Below are 18,671 nucleotides of genomic sequence, written 5' to 3' on the forward strand. Positions count from 1 at the left end.
TCTATGCTGCTTGACGCGCTCACCCTACAACTCGGCTACAACGCCACGCTGGTGGCGATCGGCGCGGCGCTACTGGGGGTCGCCGCCGGGGTGACGGGAACCTTCCTGTTCCTGCGCAAACGCGCGCTGGTCAGCGATGCGATCAGCCACGCGACGCTGCCGGGCGTCGGGCTGGCCTTCATCCTGATGGTGCTGCTGGGCGGGGACGGGCGCTGGCTGCCGGGGCTGCTGGCGGGCTCGGCGCTGACCGCGCTGCTGGGCCTGTGGCTGGTGCAATGGTTGAGCCGGGCCACGCGGCTGGGTGAGGATGCGGCCATCGGCGCGGTGCTGTCGGTGTTCTTCGGTTTCGGCATCGTGCTGCTGACGGTGATTCAAACGATCCCCGCGGGCCGTGCCGCGGGGCTGGAAAGCTTCCTGCTCGGCTCCACCGCCGGGATGCTCTATTCCGACGCTGTCGTGATCGCGGTCGGCGGCTTGATCACGCTCGGGCTGGTGATCCTGTTGCGCCGCCCGATGATCCTGGTCGCCTTCGATCCCGGCTTTGCCGAAACCACCGGCATCGACACGCGGCGCACGGACCTACTGATGATGACGCTGGTCCTGGCGGTCACCGTCGTCGGGCTGAAAATCGTCGGGCTGATCCTGATCGTGGCGCTGCTCATCATCCCGCCTGTCACCGCGCGGTTCTGGTCGGACCGCTCGGACCACGTGGTGATGATCGCGGGCGGGCTTGGCGGCATGGCGGGGTATGTCGGCGCGGCCATCTCTGCCACCGCGCCCGACCTGCCGACGGGGCCGATCATCGTGCTCGTGGCCTTCGCGGGCTTCGCGGCGTCGCTGATGCTGTCGCCGGGGCGGGGCGTGCTTTCCTCGTTCCTGCGCCACCGGCGGTTCCAGGCCGCGGTGCACATGCGCCAGGGCCTGCTGGCGCTGGCGCAGGAACAGCCGATCTACGAACCCCTGACGCTGCGCCTTCTGCGCCGCGCGGGATTGGTGCGCGCCGACGGCGTGCCGACCGACGGCGGGCGCGCCCGCGCCGCGAAGGCCCTGCGCGATGAGCGCCGCTGGACCGTCCTGCGCTCGATGGAGGCGCATGAGGTCGCCGCCTCGCTCTACGACGGGCTGCGCGAGATCGAGACCGTGCTCACCCCCGACCAGGTGGCCGAGATCGACCGAAGGATCGGCCTGCCGAAAGGGGTCAAGCCATGAACACCGCGGAATTCGTCGCGCTGACCCTGTCGCCGCTGCTGATTAGCGTACTCTCGGCGGTGACCTGCGCCTTGCCGGGCAATTTCCTGGTGCTGCGCCGCCAGGCCCTGATTGGGGACGCGATCAGCCACGTGGTGCTGCCCGGGATCGTGGCCGCCTTCCTGGTGACGGGAGTGGTTTCGGCCTGGCCGATGCTGATCGGCGCGGCGGGGGCCGCCGTGGTCGCCGTGGTGCTGATCGAGGCGGTCCGTCGCCTGGGCCGGATCGAGCCGGGCGCGGCGATGGGCGTCGTCTTCACGGCGATGTTCGCCGCCGGGGTGCTGGCGCTTGAGCAGAGCGATACTTCCTCCGTGCATCTGGACGTGGAACATGCGCTTTACGGCAACCTGGAAAGCCTGATCTGGCTGGACGCGACGGGCTGGTCCTCGCTCTGGGATCCGGTGGCGCTGGCGGGGCTGCCGCCCGAACTGGGCCGGATCGCGGCGGTCTGCCTCGGGGTGGCGGCATTCACGCTGATCTTCTGGCGGCCGCTGAAGATCTCGACCTTCGATGAGGGGTTTGCGCGCACGCTGGGCATTCCCACCGCGACGCTGGGCATCGCGCTGGTCGTGGTGTCCGCCGTGGCGGCGGTGGCGGCGTTCGACGCGGTGGGCTCGATCATCGTGATCGCGATGTTCATCTGCCCGCCGGCGGCGGCGCGGCTGATGACCGACCGCCTGGAAATGCAGATCGCCTGGAGCGTGGGGTTCGCGATCCTGTCCGCCGTTCTGGGGTTCATTCTGGCCGGCTACGGGCCGCTCTGGCTCGGCGGCAGCAACGCGGTATCCGCGGCGGGCATGATCGCCACCGTCTCGGGGCTGGTCTTGGCGCTGGCCGCCGTCTTCGGCCCGTGCCGGACGCGCAGCGGGGCCTCCGCGCAGGGCTGAGGGCGCGAAGGCGCCAAACCTTTCGGATCTGGGCAAATTTCGCGCAGTCGTGGCGTTTCGCCGTGCAAACATGCCCCGGTCCGGTCCGGGGTGAACCCTTTACGGCATTTGGCCTTTTCCCGCGCGGCGAAAGACGCCAGTATCAAGGCCGAATAAACCAACAAGGATCGAAGCCCCTTGAACCGGATACTCCCCGTCGTGCTGTCCGGGGGCAGTGGATCGCGCCTGTGGCCTGTGTCACGCCCCTCCCATCCCAAGCAGTTCCTGAAACTTCACGGTGAGCAGACCATGCTGCGCACCACGCTGGACCGGGTCGCGCCGCTGGGGGATCGCCTGACCGTCATCTGCGCCGAGGCGCAGCGCTTCTTGGTGGCCGAGCAGCTGCGCGAAAGCGGCCATGCGGGGCGCATCGTGCTGGAGCCGCTGGCGCGAAACACCGCCTTTCCCGCCGCGCTGGCCTCCCTTCTGGCGGCGGAGGAAGTCGAGGATACGGTGATGCTGCTGATCCCCGCAGACCATCACCTGCCCGACGCCCGGGCGTTCCGCGACGCGGCGCGCGCAGCGGCGGGGATTGCCTCGGAAGGGCATATCGTCACCTTCGGGATTACGCCGGATTCGCCGCATACCGGCTACGGCTACATCAAGCGCGGCGCGCCCTTGGCGGGCGATGCGGCGCGAGTCGCTGCGTTCCGCGAAAAGCCGGACAAGGCCACTGCCGCCAGTTTCCTGGCCGAGGGAGGGCACTACTGGAACGCCGGGATCTTCGCCGCCCCCGCCGCGCTGATGATCGCCGAGATGGAACGTCACGCCCCCGCCGTGATGGCGGCCGCGCGCGCCGCGCACGCCGGCATGGAGGCGGACCTCGATTTCCTTCGCCTGCCCGAACAGGCGCTGCTGGCCTGCCCGGACCTGTCGATCGACTACGCGGTGATGGAGCACACGGAATTCGCCGCCGTCCTGCCAGTGGATTTCGCCTGGTCCGACCTCGGTTCGTGGACGTCGGTCTGGGCCGTCCGGGACCAGGACGAGGCGGGCAACGTGACCCGGGGCGACGTGTTCCTGCACGACAGCGAGAGCAGCTACATCCACTCCGAGGGGCCGGTTGTAGCGGTGTCGGGCCTGCGCGACGTGGTGGTCGTGGCGACCGGCGACGCGGTGCTGGTGACCGACCGGCACCGCACGGAATCGGTGAAGGAGTTGCTCGGCCAGCTGAAGGCGGCGGACCGGGTGGAGGCCAGCGAGCACAAGAAGATCTTCCGCCCCTGGGGCTCTTACGAGCAACTGGCGCTGGGCCCGCGCTTCCAGGTCAAGCGCATCATCGTCAACCCCGGCGGGTTGCTCAGCCTGCAAAGTCACCGCCACCGGGCAGAGCACTGGGTCGTCGTCGCGGGCGAGGCGGAGGTGACGGTGGATGAAGACGTCCGCCGCCTGTGCGAAAACCAGTCCATCTATGTCCCGCTGGGGGCGAAACACCGGCTGCACAACCCGACCCCGGACCCGCTGGTCCTGATCGAGGTGCAGTCCGGCGACTACCTGGGGGAGGACGACATCATCCGATACGATGATGTTTACGCACGGAACTGAACAGCCGTTCAGTGCGTTGCTTTCCCTGGGCACACCACGCGGCAGCCTTGGACTGTTGCGAAAACCGGTCAAACCTGAAACCTTGTTCGAAACAGGGAAAAGCATATGGATTTCTTCAATGAGATGATGGATGGGGGCGAAGTCCGTGTCCCCTACAAGCATCTGCAGGCCTGGATCGACAGTCACTCGCAGGACGAATTCCGCATCAAGCGTGCGGAAGCCGAGACGATCTTCCGCCGCATCGGCATCACTTTCGCCGTCTATTCCGAGTCGGAGGGATCGACCGAGCGCCTGATCCCGTTCGACATGATGCCCCGCGTCTTCACCGAACGCGAATGGCGCAAGCTGGAGCGCGGCATCAAGCAACGCGCCCGCGCGCTGAACGCCTTCCTCTGGGATGTCTATCACCGGCGCGAGATCATCCGCGCGGGCCGCATCCCCGGCGAACTGGTCTATCGCAACGAAGCCTACGAACCCTCCGTCATCGGGGTGGATCCCGCGCGCGGCGTCTACAGCCACGTCGTCGGCATCGACCTGGTGCGCACCGGCGTGGACGAGTTCTTCGTGCTGGAGGACAACTGCCGCACCCCGTCCGGTGTGTCCTACATGCTGGAAAACCGCGAGATCATGATGCGGCTGAACCCGGACCTGTTCCGCACCGCCCGCGTGCTGCCGGTAGATGACTACCCCCGCGCGCTACGCCGCACTTTGGCCTCGGTCGCGCCGGCGAAATGCGAGGGCGCGCCGACGGTGGTGGTGCTTACGCCTGGCTCGTTCAACTCGGCCTATTACGAGCATTCCTTCCTGGCCGACCAGATGGGCGCGGAACTTGTCGAGGGGCAGGACCTGTTCGTAGATGGCGACTTCGTCTACATGCGCACCACCAGGGGCCCGCAGCGGGTGGACGTGATCTACCGCCGCATCGACGATGCCTTCATCGACCCGCTGTGCTTCCGCCCCGACAGCATGCTAGGCGTGCCGGGGCTGATGAACGTCTACCGCTCGGGCGGGGTGCAGATCTGCTCGGCCCCCGGCGCCGGGGTGGCCGACGACAAGGCGATCTACACCTACGTGCCCGAGATGATCCGCTTCTACCTGGGCGAGGAGCCGATCCTGCAGAACGTGCCGACATGGCGCTGCGGGGATGCGGACTCGCTGAAATACGTGCTGGAAAACCTCAAGGACCTGGTGGTCAAGGAAGTGCACGGCTCGGGCGGTTACGGCATGCTGGTCGGCCCCGCCGCCACCAAGGAGGAAATCGCCGCCTACGCCAGCCGGATCAAGGCGGACCCGGCCGACTTCATCGCCCAGCCGACGCTGGCCCTGTCCACCAGCCCCACCTTCGTGGACAGCGGGCTTGCCCCGCGCCACGTGGACCTGCGCCCCTACTGCCTTGTCGGCAAGGACATCCACCTGACGCCCGGCGGCCTGACGCGGGTGGCGATGCGCGAAGGTTCGCTGGTGGTCAATTCAAGCCAGGGCGGCGGGGTGAAGGACACCTGGGTCGTGTCGGGAGAATGACATGCTGAGCAGAACCGCAGAAAACCTGTACTGGACCGCCCGCTACATGGAGCGCGCCGATTCCATGGCCCGCCTGCTGGAGATGGGCTACCGCATGCAGATGATTCCGACTGCGGACGGCGGGCTCGGCTCGGAATGGGGCTCTATCCTGGCGGCCTCTGGCACCAACGCGGGCTTCGTCGAGAAATACGGCGAGCCGGTGGAGCACAGCGCCGTCAGCCACCTGGTGTTCGACGCCTCCAACCCCTCCAGCATAAAAAGCTGCCTGACCGCGGCGCGCAACAACGCCCGCGCCGTGCGAACCGCCGTCACGACCGAGGTGTGGGAGGCGTTGAACCAGGCCTACCTGCAATTCACCGAGCTTGAGCGCACGGCGCGTTCCGAGTTGACGCTGCCGCGGATCTGCGAGTGGACGCGGGGACACTCCGCGCAGGTGCGTGGCTCCTTCGTCAACACCCAGCTGGAGAACGAGGGCTACAACTTCTTCGAGCTGGGCTACATGCTTGAGCGGGCGGACAACACCGCACGGCTGCTGGACGTGAAATACTACGTCCTTCTGCCCACGATCGACATGGTCGGCGGCGGCGTGGACAGCTACCAGTGGACGTCCCTGCTGCGCGCGCTGTCGGCGCACCGCTCCTATCACTGGACTTACGGGGGGGAGTACACGCCGCGCAACATCGCGCATTTCCTGATTCTCAACCGGTCCTGCCCGCGCGCGCTGATCCACTGCGTGAACGAGGCGGAGGATGCGCTGGGCGAGCTGGCCGACCTGCAGGGCGTCCCGTCCGTGGCGCGTCAGACCGCGGGAGAGCTGCTGGCGGACCTAAAGGCGGCCGATATCGGAGAGATCATCGAGGACGGACTGCACGAGTTCCTGAACGACTTCATCCGCAAGAATGCCGCCATCAGCCATGCGATCGCCGAAAGCTACCTGTTCGGAAAGGTATAAACCATGCAGATCACTGTTGAACATACCTCCACCTACCGCTTTGAATCGCCCCGCATGCGGGTGGTGCAAAGCCACAAGCTGACGCCTGCCTCCAACGGGGGGCAGAGCGTTTCGGACTGGGATGTCTCGGTCGACGGGGCCAGCTTCGGCGCGGGGTTCCGCGATGGCGCAGGGGACAACGTGTGCCTTATGACGCTACCCGGTCCGGTGTCGGAAATCGCGATCCGCGTGAAAGGCAGCGTGACCACTGAGGACACTTCGGGGATCCTGATGAAGCACAAGGAAGTGGTGGCGCCCCGCGTCTACCTGCGCAGCACCTGGACCACCGCGCCGGGCATCGGGCTGCGCGCCCTGGCCCAGCGTGTTTCGTCCCGCAAGGCGGGTACGCTTGAGGGGGCCCATGACCTGATGGGGATTGTCGCGGAAGAGATCGCCTACGTGCCCGGCTCGACCCATGCGGACATGACCGCCGCCGAGGTCGAGGAGCAAGGCCGGGGCGTCTGCCAGGACCAGACCCATGTGCTGATCACGCTGGCGCGGATCCTAGGAATGCCGGCGCGCTACGTCACCGGCTACCTTTTCGCCGACGCCGAGGGCAACTCCCATGAGGCCAGCCACGCCTGGGCCGAAATCCATGTCGCGGACCTGGGCTGGGTGGGCTTTGACGCCACCAACCAATGCTGCCCGGATGACCGCTACATCAGGGTCTGCTCTGGAATGGACGCACAAGATGCTGCCCCGATCCGGGGGATTTCGCTTGGCTCGGGCGACGAATCGTTGGATATATCCGTCTCTGTGGCGGCGCAGCAATAAACGGGCCGCCCGCTGGAGGCTCAATGACATACTGCGTCGGCCTGCTTCTGAACGAAGGCATGGTTTTCCTCAGCGACACGCGCACCAATGCGGGTGTCGACAACATATCGACCTATCGCAAGCTGTTCGTCTTCGCCGAGCCGGGCGAGAAGCTGGTGGTGATCCAGACGGCGGGCTCGCTTTCGGTGACCCAGACCGTGATCGCGAAGCTGCGCGAGGCGATCGAGCAGGAAGACAGCAATCACCCCGACAACATCCTGGCCGCCCCGACGATGCTGGGCGTGGCCGAAATCGTGGGCCGGGTACTGTCCGACGTGACCGCGGATATCTCTGCCAAGGTCGAGCGGATGAGCCAGCACGCCACTGCCTCCATGATCGTGGGCGGGCAGCGAAAGGGCGGGGCGCAACGCCTGTTCATGCTCTATCCCGAGGGCAATTTCATCGAGGCGACCGAAGACACGCCCTACATGCAGATCGGCGAGCACAAGTACGGCAAGCCGATCCTCGACCGGGTGGTGACGCCCGAAACCTCGCTGGAGGATGCGCGCAAGGCGGCGATCCTGTCGATGGATTCGACCCTGCGCTCGAACCTCAGCGTCGGGCTGCCGCTGGACCTGGTCATCACTCGCGCCGACACCTGCTCGATCATCGAGGAAACCCGGATCGAGGCGAACGACCCCACCTACCAGGCGATGTCCGAAGCGTGGTCCGAGGCCTTGCGCAACAGCTTCAAATCCATTCCCTGAGCGCGGCGTTGAGCGGACGGGCCGTCAGGCGGCCCGCGCGGTGCTGGCGCGCGGCATCAGGTCCACGCCCAGGTTGCGCGTGGTCGGCCCCGGGTCCTCGCCCGCCAGCCGCGCCAGCATCATGGTCATCGCCTGGCGCCCGATCTCCCGCCGGGGGGTGCGCACGGAGGTGAGCGCGGGGTGCGTCACGGCCATCGTGTCGATATCGTTGAACCCGCAGATGCCGAAGGCGTTGGGCACGTCGATGCCGCTCCGCTGGCATTCGAACAGCGCCCCCAGCGCCAGGTCATCGTTGTTGCAGAGCACCGCGTCCGCCTTCGGGTCCATGTCCAGCAACTCGCCCAGTTGCGCCGCGCCCAGCGGCACGGAGGAGGGCTGCTCGGAAAACAGCACCCGGCCCGGGTCGTAGAGCCCGTGCGCCTCCAGCACCGCGCGAAAGCCCGACAGCCGCCGGGTGGAGCGCGCATCCCGCCGTGCGCCAAGGAAGGCGATGCGCCGATAGCCCGCCGCGACCAGGTGTTCCGCCGCAAGCTGCGCCGCCTGCGAATGGGAAAAGCCGACCATCATGTCGAACGGGGCAGGGCCGATTTCCGTAATCTGCACGATGGGAAAATCCGCCCCCCGCAGCAGCCCGGCGGTGCTGGCGGACTGGTCCACCCCGGTCAGGATCAGCCCCGCTGGGCGCTGGCTGAGCAGCCCGCGCAGCAGGCGCTCCTCCTCGGCAGCGGAGTACTGGGTGTTGCCCAGCTGCACGCGGTAGGGCGCGGTTTCGGCCACCTCGTAGATGCCGCGCAGCGTGTCCTGGAAGACGGAGTTCGTGACCGAGGGCAGGATCACCCCGATGATGTCCGAGCGGTGCGAGGCAAGTGCCTTCGCCGCCGGATCTGGGGTGTAGCCAAGCGCGCGGATCGCGCTGTCCACCTTGGTCCGCGTCTTGTCGGAGACTTGCTTGGGCGTGCGCAAGGCGCGGCTGACGGTGATGGCGCTGACCCCGGCCTCGCGGGCGACATCCATGATCGTGGGCTTGCCCGATCCGCGCCGCTTGCGCGCCATGCCCTAGCCCCGATCGCGCAGAAGCCGCTGCTTCTGGCGGTTCCAGTCGCGCTGCTTGACGGTCTCGCGCTTGTCGGCCTGCTTCTTGCCCTTGGCAAGGCCGAGCTTCAGTTTGGCGATGCCGCGCCCGTTGAAATACAGGCTGAGCGGCACAAGGGTCATGCCTTCGCGCCCGACGCCCTGCCAGAGTTTGGACAGCTCGCGCTTGTTGACCAGCAGCTTGCGGGGGCGGCGTTCCTCGTGGCCGAAGGTCTTGGCCTTGTCGTAGCCCTCGATATGGGCGTTGATGAGCCAGAGCTCTCCGTCCTTCACCTCGGCGTAGCTCTCGGTGATCTGCGCGTTGCCGCGCCGGAGCGACTTCACTTCCGAGCCTTCAAGCACGATGCCGCATTCGAGGTCATCCTCGATCGCGTAGTTGTAGCGCGCCTTGCGGTTCTCGGCGACGGTGCGGGCGTTGGGGTTCGGTGCTTTGGCCATGCATGGCATGTAATCAGGCGGGGCGGGGCTGTCCAGACGCTGTGCGTGGCGGCTTCATGACAGCGATTTCATTTTGCGCCGCTGGCGTTGGCCCCAAATTGCGCGTTAGATCGTCTGACCACATTGCCAGAGGAGCGTGCGACGCGTGTTTGAGTCCTTCTTTCCGAACCCCCGCCTGTTCTTTCTCTCGGCCCTGGGGTGGGCCGTGTTCTGTATCGCCATGTGGTTCATCGGCGCCGCGGACTGGGGCCCTTACATGTCCCTCGGCAACCTGGTCGGGGCGGGCTTTCCCGCAGACCTGGCCGAGGGCGCCAGCGAGGAGGCCGCCGCCGCCTTCGCCGCCGCCAGCGAGCGTGCGCAGGAAATCTGGTTCTGGCAGTACATGATCCTGTCCTACCTGGCCTTCGTTGCGTTCTGGATGCGCTACAGCGCGCATACATGGGCGCGCTGGTCGATCGCCGGCTCGGCGCTGATCATCTTCACGGTCTGGTTCCAGGTGCAGATCGACGTGATGATCAACGAATGGTTCGGCACGTTCTATGACCTGATCCAGGTCGCACTGGGCGACGCGGCGGCGGTGACGCCGGACGAGTATTACGCCCAGCTCATCACTTTCCTGACCATCGTGATGATCGCCATCATCGTGGCGGTGCTGAACAACTTCTTCGTGGCGCATTACGTCTTCCGCTGGCGCACCGCGATGAACGACCGCTACGTCGGCATGTGGCAGGACGTGCGCCATATCGAGGGCGCTTCCCAGCGGGTGCAGGAAGATACCATGCGTTTCGCGCGCATCATGGAGGGGCTGGGCACCCGCTTCATCGACGCGATCATGACGCTGATCGCCTTCCTGCCGATCCTGTGGGGGCTGTCGGTGCACGTGAAGGAACTGCCCGTGATCGGGGAGGTCAGCCAGGCGTTGGTCTTCACCGCGATCCTCTGGTCGGTGTTCGGCACCACGGCCTTGGCCCTTGCGGGCATCCGCCTGCCGGGGCTGGAGTTCCGCAACCAGCGGGTCGAGGCGGCTTATCGGAAAGAGCTGGTGCTGGGCGAGGACAATGCCGAGCGTTCCGCCCCGCCCACGCTGAACGAGCTCTACGGCAACGTGCGCAAGAACTACTTTCGGCTGTATATCAACTACCTCTATTTCGACATTGCGCGCTATGGCTACCTGCAGTTCGGGGTGATGGTGCCCTATATCGCGCTGGGCCCCACGATCGTCACCGCGGGCTTCACGCTGGGCGTGATGCAGCAAATCCTGCGCGCTTTCGGCCGGGTGGAGGACAGCTTCCAGTTCCTCGTGCACAACTGGTCTACGATCGTCGAGCTGATGTCGATCTACAAGCGCCTGGCCGCCTTCGAGCAAACCATCGCCGGGGAACGGCTGGCCCGGATCGAGATGGAGGGGGATACCCAGCCCGTCCGCCCCGAGGCGTAACGCACGGGGTGGGGGCGGCGGTCAGTCCCAGCCCGCCGGGCCGGCCTCGGCCGTCAGGGTCTCGAAGGCGCTTTCCATGCGGGTCATGAACCCGTCCACGGTGCCGTCTGTGCGGAAGGCCTCGCCCACGAACACGTCGCAGTTGAAGGGCACGAAAAGGATCGTGCCCTTGGGCAGGGCCTTGCCGAAGCCGTGCAGCATCACAGGGGTCACCGGTGTATCGGGGCGGGCCTTGGCCAGGTGGGCAACGCCTTTCTTGAAGCGGGCAAGGCGCTCGGGCTCGCCCCGCGTGCCCTCGGGGAACAGGATCAGGATGCGGCCCGCGTCCAGCGCCGCCTCGGCCGGGGCGAGGGGGTTGCCCTCTCCGCCCTGGCCGCGGCGCACGCCGATGATGCCGATGATGTGTTTCGCGAACCAGGCCAGCGCGCCGCCCTTGTCGAAGTAGTCCACCGCCGCGACGGGGCGCAGGTCGTCCAGCCGCTTCAGCGGGAACATCGCCATCAGCGCCAGCGTATCGAGGTGCGAGTTGTGGTTGGCCACGATGATCGCCGGTCCCTTGGCGGGCAGGCGCTCGCGGTGGCGGATGTTGGTGCCGAGCACCAGCATCAGCAGCGGGCGGACGATCAGGGCGAAAAAGCCGAGGCGAAGCAGGCGTACCATCTCAGCCCACGAAGAAGAAGCGGTAGAAATGCAGGAACACCGGCGCGGTGTAGGTCAGGCTGTCCACCCGGTCGAGGATGCCGCCGTGCCCCGGGATCAGCCCGCCGGAGTCCTTCACCCCGAGGTCCCGCTTCAGGGCGGAGATCGTCACGTCCCCCACGAAACCCGCCACGGCGATCATCGCGCCCGCGACAAGGGACCAAGGCCAATCCATGCCGGTGAGGTAAGGGCCGACCAGCGCGGCGACCAGCGCCGTGGTGGCGACGCCGCCGAGGAACCCCTCGACCGTCTTGCCGGGGCTGACGGCGGGGATGATCTTGCGCCGGCCCAGCAGCTTGCCCCAGGTGAATTGCGCCACGTCGTTGAACTGCGTCAGCCCCACCAGGAACAGCAGCAGCCCCGCGCCGCCCCCGCCGGGGTTCCACGCCTGACCGCCCGCCAGCAGCATGGCCGTATGGCTCAACGCGAAGACGGTGATCAGAAGGCCCCAGCTGTAGGTGCCGATGGCGCGCAGGAACCCGTCGGTCTGCCCGCGCAGCACCATCAGCATGGCCAGGAACAGCACGCCCCAGACCGGGATGAAGACAACGAACATCCCGTACCAGTCCAGGTGCGCGAAGGTGAACTGCGCGGGGATCGACAGGTAGGCGAAGAACAGAACCACCCGGTCCACCCGCCGCGTCGGGATGAGAGAGATGAACTCCTTGAACGCCAGGAACGACACGAAGCCGAGGAAAACGGTCGACACCACGGGCGAAAGCACGATCGCCAGCGCGAAGATCGAGATCATGAACCACCACGAACGCACCCGCAGCGCCAACTCGTCGCTGCTTGCACAGGGGCGACGCCGCGCGATGATGGCGACCAGCACGCTGGCCGCGATCAGCACGGCAAAGATCACTGCCAGCGCGGGGCCGACGGGGGCGGGGGCGATACGCTCCAGCCAGCTCACGGGGTGTCCCCCGGCGCTTCGGCCAGGGCCCGGCGCATCCGCTGTGCGAGGCAGGCGGCGCCGAGCAGTAGCCCCAGCGCCAGCGCGGCGGTGATCAGCGGTCCTTGCAGCACGCCGGTTGCGACCAGCACCGCGAACAGGCTGAAGAACAGCGCCCGGTCGCTTTTGCCGAAGGGCCCGTCATAGCGGCGGCTGGCCCCGATCATCGGGCCGAGGATGGCCGCCACCTCGACCAGCAGGCCAAGGATCACGACGCTGGCCAGCAGCACCTGGGGCATGCCCGCCACCCAGATCAGCGGCAGGTAGAGGGCGGCGTCGGCGGCGATGTCGCCCAGCTCGTTCAGCAGCGCGCCAAGGCGGGATTTCTGGTTGAACTCCCGCGCCAGCATCCCGTCGATGGCGTTCAGCGCCATGCGCAGGAACAGCGTGACGGGCAGCGTCAGCAGGGCCAGCATCGTCCACACGCCGCTGGCGATCCACAGCCCGTGCAACAGGCTGAGGACGAAGGCGGCGACGGTGACCTGGTTGGCGGTGATGCCGCGCCCGGCCAGCGAAAGGCAGAGCGGGCGCAGCAGCGCCTGAAAGCGTGGCTTCAGGTCATAGACGCTGACCATGGGCGGTCAGCTGATCAGCCCGGCATGGGCGAGGGCCGCATCCATCTGCGCGCGCGTCTCGTCCGTGATCCCGACCAGGGGCGAGCGCACCTCCTCGGTGCATTTGCCAAGGCGGGACAGGGCGTACTTGGTCGGGCAGGGGTTCGGCTCGACAAAGGCGGCGCGGTGCAGGGGCATCAGCCGATCCTGCAACTCCAGCGCGGCGGCGTAGTCGCCCCGCAGCGTCGCGGCCTGGAATTCCGCACAAAGGCGCGGCGCGATGTTCGCCGTGACCGAGATGCAGCCAACCCCGCCATGGGCGTTGAAGCCGAGCGCCGAGCCATCCTCGCCCGAGAGCTGGATGAAGTCTTTGCCGCAGGTCGCGCGCTGGTCGGAAACGCGGGTGACGTCGCCCGTCGCGTCCTTCACGCCGATGATGCGCGGCAGTTTCGCCAGCTCACCCATGGTTTCGGGCGTCATGTCGATGACCGAGCGGCCGGGGATGTTGTAGATGATGATCGGCAACTCGCAGGCGTCATGCAGCGTCTTGAAATGCTGGTAGAGCCCGCGCTGGTTCGGCTTGTTGTAATAGGGCGTCACCACCAAGGCGGCGTCAGCGCCCACCTTTTCGGCGAACTGGATCAGGCCGATGGACTCGGTGGTGCTGTTGGAGCCTGCACCCGCGATCACCGGCACGCGCCCGGCGGCCTGCTTGACGATCAGCTCGATGCACTGGCGGTGCTCGGCGTGGCTGAGGGTCGGGCTTTCCGCGGTGGTGCCGGCGGCGACGATGCCCGTGCTGCCTTCTTCCACGTGCCAGTCGACCAGTTTTTTCAGCGCTTTCTCATCCACGTTGCCATTCAGAAACGGGGTGATGAGCGCGGGGATGGAACCCTGGAACATGGTCGCTGTCCTTTGATGAAAGTGGCGGGCGTCTTGCCCTGAAAACTGCGGCGCGACCCTAGCGGCGAAATTCCCGCCGTTCAAGGGCCGGCGGCGGCCCCCGGCGTGCCCGGCGGCCGATTTCAGAGCGGCGGGCGCGGGGTGCGGCGGCGCGGTCACGCCCGGGCGCGGAGCGCCGCCGATGCCCCGGCGGCGGCTTCAAAGAATCCGATTTCTGTGCCACCTTCGGCCACCACCATCGAACGACACAGCACAGTCCATGACCAAGCCCCTGCGCCGGGCGCGACCCGGCCGCGCGCTGCCGCGCCTGATCTTCACGCTGACCACCCTTGCCGGGCTTGCCATGGCCCCGCTGGCGCAGGCGTTCCAGGCGGACAAGCTGACCGAGGCGCTGACCTATGTCTACGCCAGCAACTTCGAGCGCGCCGAGGCCCTTGCCGCGGAATCGGGGGACCCGATCGCCGCGGACATCATCACCTGGCACAAGCTGCGGGCAGGCGATGCCCCGTGGCGCGAATACGTCGATTTCCTTCGCCGCAACGCCGATTGGCCCGGTCTTCCGCTGTTGCAGCGCCGGGCCGAGGCGCAGATGCCCGCAGGACTGCCCCCAGCCGAGGTGCGCGCCTTCTTCGCCGCCATCCCGCCGCAGTCCGGGCGCGGGGCGCTGCTGCTGTCCGCGGCCCTCGGGGGCGAGGCGGGCGCGGCGGAACGCGTCCGCGCCTGGCGTGACATCGCGATGAGCGAGTCCGACCGCGCCTTCTATCGCCGGGAATACGCTGAGAGCCTGCGCGCCCATCATGCAGTGCGCGCCGACAACCTGCTCTGGGAGGGGCGCACCAGCGCCGCGAAAGAGATGCTGGATCTGCTCGGCCCCGCCGACGCGGCGGTGGCCCGCGCGCGGATCGCGCTCAGCGACAGGGCGAATGGGGTCGATGCGCTGATCGCGGCGATCCCGGCGTCGCGCGCCGACGATCCCGGCGTCGCCCACGACCGGTTCCGCTGGCGCCTTGCCAAGGACCGCTGGGACGATGCGGAAAGCCTGCTGCGCGAACGCTCCACCTCTGCCGCGTCGTTGGGGCGGCCCGAGGCCTGGGCCTCCAGCCGGCGGGCCATCGCGCGGCGCGCGATGCGCGACGGGAGGCCGCGCAATGCCTACGAGATCGCCTCGCGGCACTACCTGAGCGAAGGCGCGAACTACGCCGATCTGGAATGGCTTTCGGGCTACCTCGCGTTGACCTATCTTGAGGACCCCGGTCGCGCCCTGCGTCACTTCGAGAATTTCCGCCACGCGGTCGAAACGCCGATCTCGCTCGGGCGGGCTGGCTATTGGCTGGGGCGGGCGCATGAGCGCCTTGGCAACCAGGCCGAGGCGCGCGCCGCCTACGGCTTCGGGGGCACGTTCCAGACTACCTTCTACGGGCAGCTGGCGGCCGAAAGGATCGGCCTGCCGGTGGATCAGAGCATCGTGACCAGCGGCGCGCTGCCGGGCGTGCCCCGCGCGCTGCGCCAGCGCACCCCGGTCCGCGCGGCGGAACTCTTGCAAGCGGCGGGCGACACGGTGACCGCGCTGCGGTTCCTTCTGCACGTGCAGGAAAGCCTGTCCCCCCAGGACAGCGCGGCGCTGGCGGCGCATGCGCTGGACATCGGGCAGACCGCGGCGGCGGTGAAGATCGCCAAGCGCGTGGTCGAGGATGGCGTCATCTACCCGGATGCCTACTACCCCGTGACCGCGCTCGCCCGCGAGGTGACGGCGATCCCCCCCGAACTGGCCATGTCCATCGCCCGCCAGGAAAGCGAGCTGAACCCGAGGGCGATTTCCCCGGCGGGCGCGCGCGGGCTGATGCAGGTGATGCCGGCCACCGCCGAACGGGTGGCCGGTCAGCTCGGCCTTCCGTACGAGCAGGGGCGGCTGACCTCGGACCCCTCCTACAACGGTCAGCTCGGCAGCCAGTACCTGGCCGACATGCTCGAGCGTTTCGACGGATCGATCCTGCTGGCCGCGGCGGCCTACAACGCCGGGCCGGGCCGCCCCGAGCGCTGGATCGAGCTTTACGGCGATCCGCGCCGCCCCGGCGTCGATCCGATCGACTGGATCGAGCACATGCCCTTCCGCGAAACCCGCAACTACGTGATGCGCGTCATGGAAAGCCTGCACGTCTACCGCGCGCGTATCAACGGGCGCGCCGGACCCATCGGCCTTGGCGAGGCGCTCAAACCCCGCTGAGCTGCCCGCGGCTCATGTGACGCTTGCGCCCGAAACCGGGCGTGCGCTGCACCTCGAACCCGGCCGTGGCCAGGGCGCGGCGCACGTGGCCCGCGGCCGTGTAGGTGGCGAAGGTGCCGCCGGGAGTCGTGTGGTCGGCGACGGCCTGCATCAGCGCCTCGCCCCAAAGCTCGGGGTTGCGCGCGGGGCTGAAGCCGTCAAGGAACCACGCATCCGCCTTGCCGGGCCAGGCGGGCAGCGTGTCGCGCGCGTCGCCGATCACAAGGCGCACGTCGAAGGGCCCGAGGGGGAAGACCTCGCGCCCCTGTTCGATATGCTCCACCAGCGGCTCGGCCCAGGGCCCGAGGTCGGGCCAGCGCGACAACGCGCGGGCCATGTCGGGGCTGCGCATCGGGAACGCCTCGAAACTGGTGAAGCGCATCCGCCCGCCGGAGGTGGCGCAGACGCCCGCGCAGGCGCGCGCGGCCACGATCAGGTTCAAGCCGGTGCCGAAGCCCAGTTCGGCAATGCTGAAACCCGCGCGCGCCCGGTCCGGTAGCCCGTTGCCGTCCAGGAACACATGGGAGGATTCCGCCGCCCCGTCGCCGAAGGCGAAATAGGGGTCGTCGAAGGCCTCGGCCACGGGGGTGGTGTCATCGGACCACAGAAGGCTGGGCGATGGGCGCTCTTGCATGCTAAGCCGTCTCCTGGCGGGGCGTCGGCACGGCGCCCCGGGGGCTGAGAGCATAGGAAGGCGGGGCCGTTTGACAATCGCAAATCGCAACGCCGGGGATGTGATCGTCGTCGGCGCGGGCGTCTTCGGGCTGGCGGTCGCGCGCGCGGCGGCGCTGCGCGGCCTTGCCGTCACCGTGGTCGACCAGGCAAGCCCCGGCGCGGGGGCCTCGGGCGGGGTGGTCGGCGCGCTCAGCCCGCATGTGCCCGACAACTGGAACCCCAAGAAGGAGTTCCAGCTGAAATCCCTGCTCATGGCGCGCGACTACTGGACCGGGGTGGAGGCCGAGAGCGGCGAGCCGACCGGCTATCGCGCGCTCGGCCGGCTCCTGCCCCTGCGCGGGCCGGAGGCCGAGGCGCTTGCCGCCGCCCGCGCAGAGCAGGCCGCGACGCTCTGGCAGGGGCGGGCGGCGTGGCGAGTGGTTCCCGCCGACAGCGCGCCCTGGGTCAGCGCGGGTGAGGACGTGTCCGCGATGGTGCATGAGACCCTGTCCGCGCAACTGTTTCCCCGCCGCGCGTGTCACGCGCTGACCCTGGCGGCAGCCCGGGCGGGGGCCACGATCCGCCCCCAGACCGGCGTGAGCGCGGTCGAGCCGGGGCGGGTCGTCACCGCCGACGGCGCGCTTCACGCGCCCCGGATCGTGCTGGCGGCGGGGCTTGGCGGGTTGGAGCTGCTGGGCCAGCGTCTGGGCCGGACGCTCGGCTCTGGGGTAAAGGGACAGGCGGCGCTGCTGCGCGCGACGCTGCCGGACGCCGCGCCGATCCTGTTTGACGACGGCGTTTACGTGATCGCCCATGGGCCGGAAAGCGTGGCGGTCGGGTCCACCTCCGAGCCCGCCTACGGGCAGGGCGAGGGGACGGACGCGCAGCTCGACCACCTGATGGAAACCGCCGGCCGCCTTGTGCCCGACTTGCGCGCCGCGCCCGTGCTGGAGCGTTGGGCCGCCGTGCGCCCCAAGGCGCGGCGGCGGGATCCCATGCTGGGCTCGGTGCCCGGCTGCGACGGTGTCTTCGCCGCGCTCGGCGGGTTCAAGATCGGCTTCGGGCTGGCCCCGCTGGTGGGCGAGGTGATGGCCGACATGCTGCAGGGTGCCGGGGCGGACATCCCCGACAGCTTCACCGTCGCCCATCACCTGCAGGGCGCGCCCGCCTATCCCGCCTGAGTTATCGCGCCCGAGTTATCCGGCCCGGGCGATCACCTCGTCGCGCAGGTCCTGCATCAGCGTGGTCAGGAACTCGAAGGATTTCGCGTCCTTCAACTGCCCGTCGTCGTCGAAGGCGCTGCCGCTGGCCGCGATCATCACTTCCGGCCCTTGCAGGATGCGCGGGCGGAACGGCGTCAGGCAGTGGCGCAGCGAGAATTGCGACCGCTCGCCCCCCGCGCGCCCGGCGGCGGCGGACACGATCGCCATCGGTTTGCCCGACAGCGGGGCCGGTTTCGTCCGGCTCAGCCAGTCGAGCGCGTTCTTCAGCACCCCGGGCAGGTTCTTGTTGTACTCCGGCGTCGAGATCACGATCGCATCGGACGCCAGCGCCTGTTCGGCCAGCTTCTGCACCGCTGCGGGGATTCCTTTGGCGTCCTCGAGGTCCCGGTCGTACAGCGGGAAGCGGATATCGCCGAATGTGAAGTCGCAGGGGCCGAAGGCGCGGACGCACTCATGCACAAGTTGCGTGTTGGTCGAAGCCGCGCGCAACGAGCCGGAGATGCCCAGAAGGCGAAGGGTGTCAGTCATGAATTCGTTTCCTCTCGGTCTTCGCCAGCCATATGGCACGGCGTGCGGCCCTGTCGAGTTTTGCGTCGAAAATCGTTTATCTTGTGGAAAACTCCGCTCAAGACCCCAATCCTAGTGGTTACAGGCTTGACTCAAGGCCCACAGGTGCCGGAACCTTCGCGATAGTCCGGAATCGG

The 18,671-nt window shown here is 68.0% G+C and carries 18 protein-coding genes; 10 read left to right on the plus strand and 8 right to left on the minus strand.

Annotation, left to right across the window (positions count from 1 at the left end; translation table 11 throughout):
• Positions 1-3: 3 nt before the first annotated feature.
• From DJ029_RS10000 to DJ029_RS10030, 7 genes are all read left to right on the plus strand, one after another.
• Positions 4-1,209 (plus strand): metal ABC transporter permease, encoded by a 1,206-nt coding sequence (locus DJ029_RS10000; RefSeq protein ID WP_112322291.1) that lies wholly within the window; start codon positions 4-6, stop codon positions 1,207-1,209.
• The gene (locus DJ029_RS10005) at positions 1,206-2,135 is read left to right on the plus strand and encodes a metal ABC transporter permease (RefSeq protein WP_112322292.1); all 930 of its coding nucleotides are present in this window, start codon (positions 1,206-1,208) and stop codon (positions 2,133-2,135) included. The genes DJ029_RS10000 and DJ029_RS10005 overlap by 4 nt, the downstream gene beginning before the upstream one ends.
• 177 nt (positions 2,136-2,312) lie before the next feature.
• Positions 2,313-3,719 (plus strand): mannose-1-phosphate guanylyltransferase/mannose-6-phosphate isomerase, encoded by a 1,407-nt coding sequence (locus DJ029_RS10010; protein ID WP_198671114.1) that lies wholly within the window; start codon positions 2,313-2,315, stop codon positions 3,717-3,719.
• A 105-nt stretch (positions 3,720-3,824) separates the two neighbouring features.
• Entirely contained in the window at positions 3,825-5,240 is a 1,416-nt protein-coding gene (locus DJ029_RS10015; protein WP_112322293.1) for a circularly permuted type 2 ATP-grasp protein, read from the plus strand.
• Position 5,241: 1 nt separating this feature from the next.
• Complete coding sequence (locus DJ029_RS10020) at positions 5,242-6,192, plus strand: alpha-E domain-containing protein (protein ID WP_112322294.1); 951 nt, start codon at positions 5,242-5,244, stop codon at positions 6,190-6,192.
• 3 nt (positions 6,193-6,195) lie between these two features.
• Positions 6,196-7,005: a transglutaminase family protein gene (locus DJ029_RS10025; protein ID WP_112322295.1), complete on the plus strand. Its 810-nt coding sequence runs from the start codon at positions 6,196-6,198 to the stop codon at positions 7,003-7,005.
• Positions 7,006-7,028: 23 nt separating this feature from the next.
• Entirely contained in the window at positions 7,029-7,751 is a 723-nt protein-coding gene (locus DJ029_RS10030) for a proteasome-type protease (protein WP_112322296.1), read from the plus strand.
• Between the two features lie 24 nt (positions 7,752-7,775).
• Here DJ029_RS10030 and gntR read toward each other — a convergent pair whose 3' ends face one another.
• Both gntR and smpB read right to left on the minus strand, forming a co-directional pair.
• Positions 7,776-8,804 carry an HTH-type transcriptional regulator GntR gene (gntR, locus tag DJ029_RS10035; protein ID WP_112322297.1) on the minus strand — a complete coding sequence of 343 codons (1,029 nt, stop codon included), beginning with the start codon at positions 8,802-8,804 and terminating at the stop codon, positions 7,776-7,778.
• Between the two features lie 3 nt (positions 8,805-8,807).
• Positions 8,808-9,281, minus strand: a complete 474-nt coding sequence (gene smpB / locus DJ029_RS10040) for an SsrA-binding protein SmpB (RefSeq protein ID WP_112322298.1) — start codon at positions 9,279-9,281, stop codon at positions 8,808-8,810.
• Positions 9,282-9,426: 145 nt separating this feature from the next.
• Between smpB and sbmA the strand changes: the two genes are divergently transcribed.
• Positions 9,427-10,719, plus strand: coding sequence for a peptide antibiotic transporter SbmA (gene sbmA, locus DJ029_RS10045; RefSeq protein WP_112322299.1), 1,293 nt, complete (start codon positions 9,427-9,429; stop codon positions 10,717-10,719).
• Positions 10,720-10,740: 21 nt separating this feature from the next.
• On the opposite strand, the gene DJ029_RS10050 is transcribed toward sbmA, so the two are convergent.
• Genes DJ029_RS10050 through dapA form a run of 4 tightly spaced genes read right to left on the minus strand, consistent with a single transcriptional unit; the run spans position 10,741 to position 13,827 of the window.
• The gene (locus DJ029_RS10050; protein WP_112322300.1) at positions 10,741-11,379 is read right to left on the minus strand and encodes a lysophospholipid acyltransferase family protein; all 639 of its coding nucleotides are present in this window, start codon (positions 11,377-11,379) and stop codon (positions 10,741-10,743) included.
• A gap of 1 nt (position 11,380) precedes the next feature.
• Entirely contained in the window at positions 11,381-12,331 is a 951-nt protein-coding gene (locus tag DJ029_RS10055; protein ID WP_112322301.1) for a phosphatidate cytidylyltransferase, read from the minus strand.
• Positions 12,328-12,945 (minus strand): CDP-alcohol phosphatidyltransferase family protein, encoded by a 618-nt coding sequence (locus tag DJ029_RS10060; protein ID WP_112322302.1) that lies wholly within the window; start codon positions 12,943-12,945, stop codon positions 12,328-12,330. Before DJ029_RS10060 ends, DJ029_RS10055 begins: the two co-directional genes overlap by 4 nt.
• Positions 12,946-12,951: 6 nt before the next feature.
• Entirely contained in the window at positions 12,952-13,827 is an 876-nt protein-coding gene (gene dapA / locus DJ029_RS10065) for a 4-hydroxy-tetrahydrodipicolinate synthase (protein WP_112322303.1), read from the minus strand.
• Positions 13,828-14,086: 259 nt separating this feature from the next.
• Here dapA and DJ029_RS10070 point away from each other — a divergent pair, with 259 nt between their 5' ends.
• The gene (locus DJ029_RS10070) at positions 14,087-16,051 is read left to right on the plus strand and encodes a lytic transglycosylase domain-containing protein (RefSeq protein ID WP_112322304.1); all 1,965 of its coding nucleotides are present in this window, start codon (positions 14,087-14,089) and stop codon (positions 16,049-16,051) included.
• Here the strand turns inward: DJ029_RS10070 and mnmC2 are convergent.
• On the minus strand, positions 16,038-16,724 hold the full coding sequence (gene mnmC2, locus DJ029_RS10075; protein ID WP_112322305.1) for a tRNA (5-methylaminomethyl-2-thiouridine)(34)-methyltransferase MnmC2: 687 nt from the start codon (positions 16,722-16,724) through the stop codon (positions 16,038-16,040). The two genes, DJ029_RS10070 and mnmC2, sit on opposite strands and share 14 nt — an antisense overlap.
• Before the next feature lie 70 nt (positions 16,725-16,794).
• On the opposite strand from mnmC2, the gene DJ029_RS10080 reads away from it, so the two are divergent.
• The gene (locus tag DJ029_RS10080; protein WP_232823037.1) at positions 16,795-17,925 is read left to right on the plus strand and encodes an NAD(P)/FAD-dependent oxidoreductase; all 1,131 of its coding nucleotides are present in this window, start codon (positions 16,795-16,797) and stop codon (positions 17,923-17,925) included.
• Positions 17,926-17,940: 15 nt separating this feature from the next.
• On the opposite strand, the gene DJ029_RS10085 is transcribed toward DJ029_RS10080, so the two are convergent.
• Entirely contained in the window at positions 17,941-18,495 is a 555-nt protein-coding gene (locus DJ029_RS10085) for an NADPH-dependent FMN reductase (protein ID WP_112322307.1), read from the minus strand.
• Between the last annotated feature and the right edge of the window lie 176 nt (positions 18,496-18,671).

The organism is Oceanibium sediminis (assembly GCF_003265325.1).
GTDB classification, from domain to species: Bacteria; Pseudomonadota; Alphaproteobacteria; order Rhodobacterales; family Rhodobacteraceae; genus Halovulum; species Halovulum sediminis.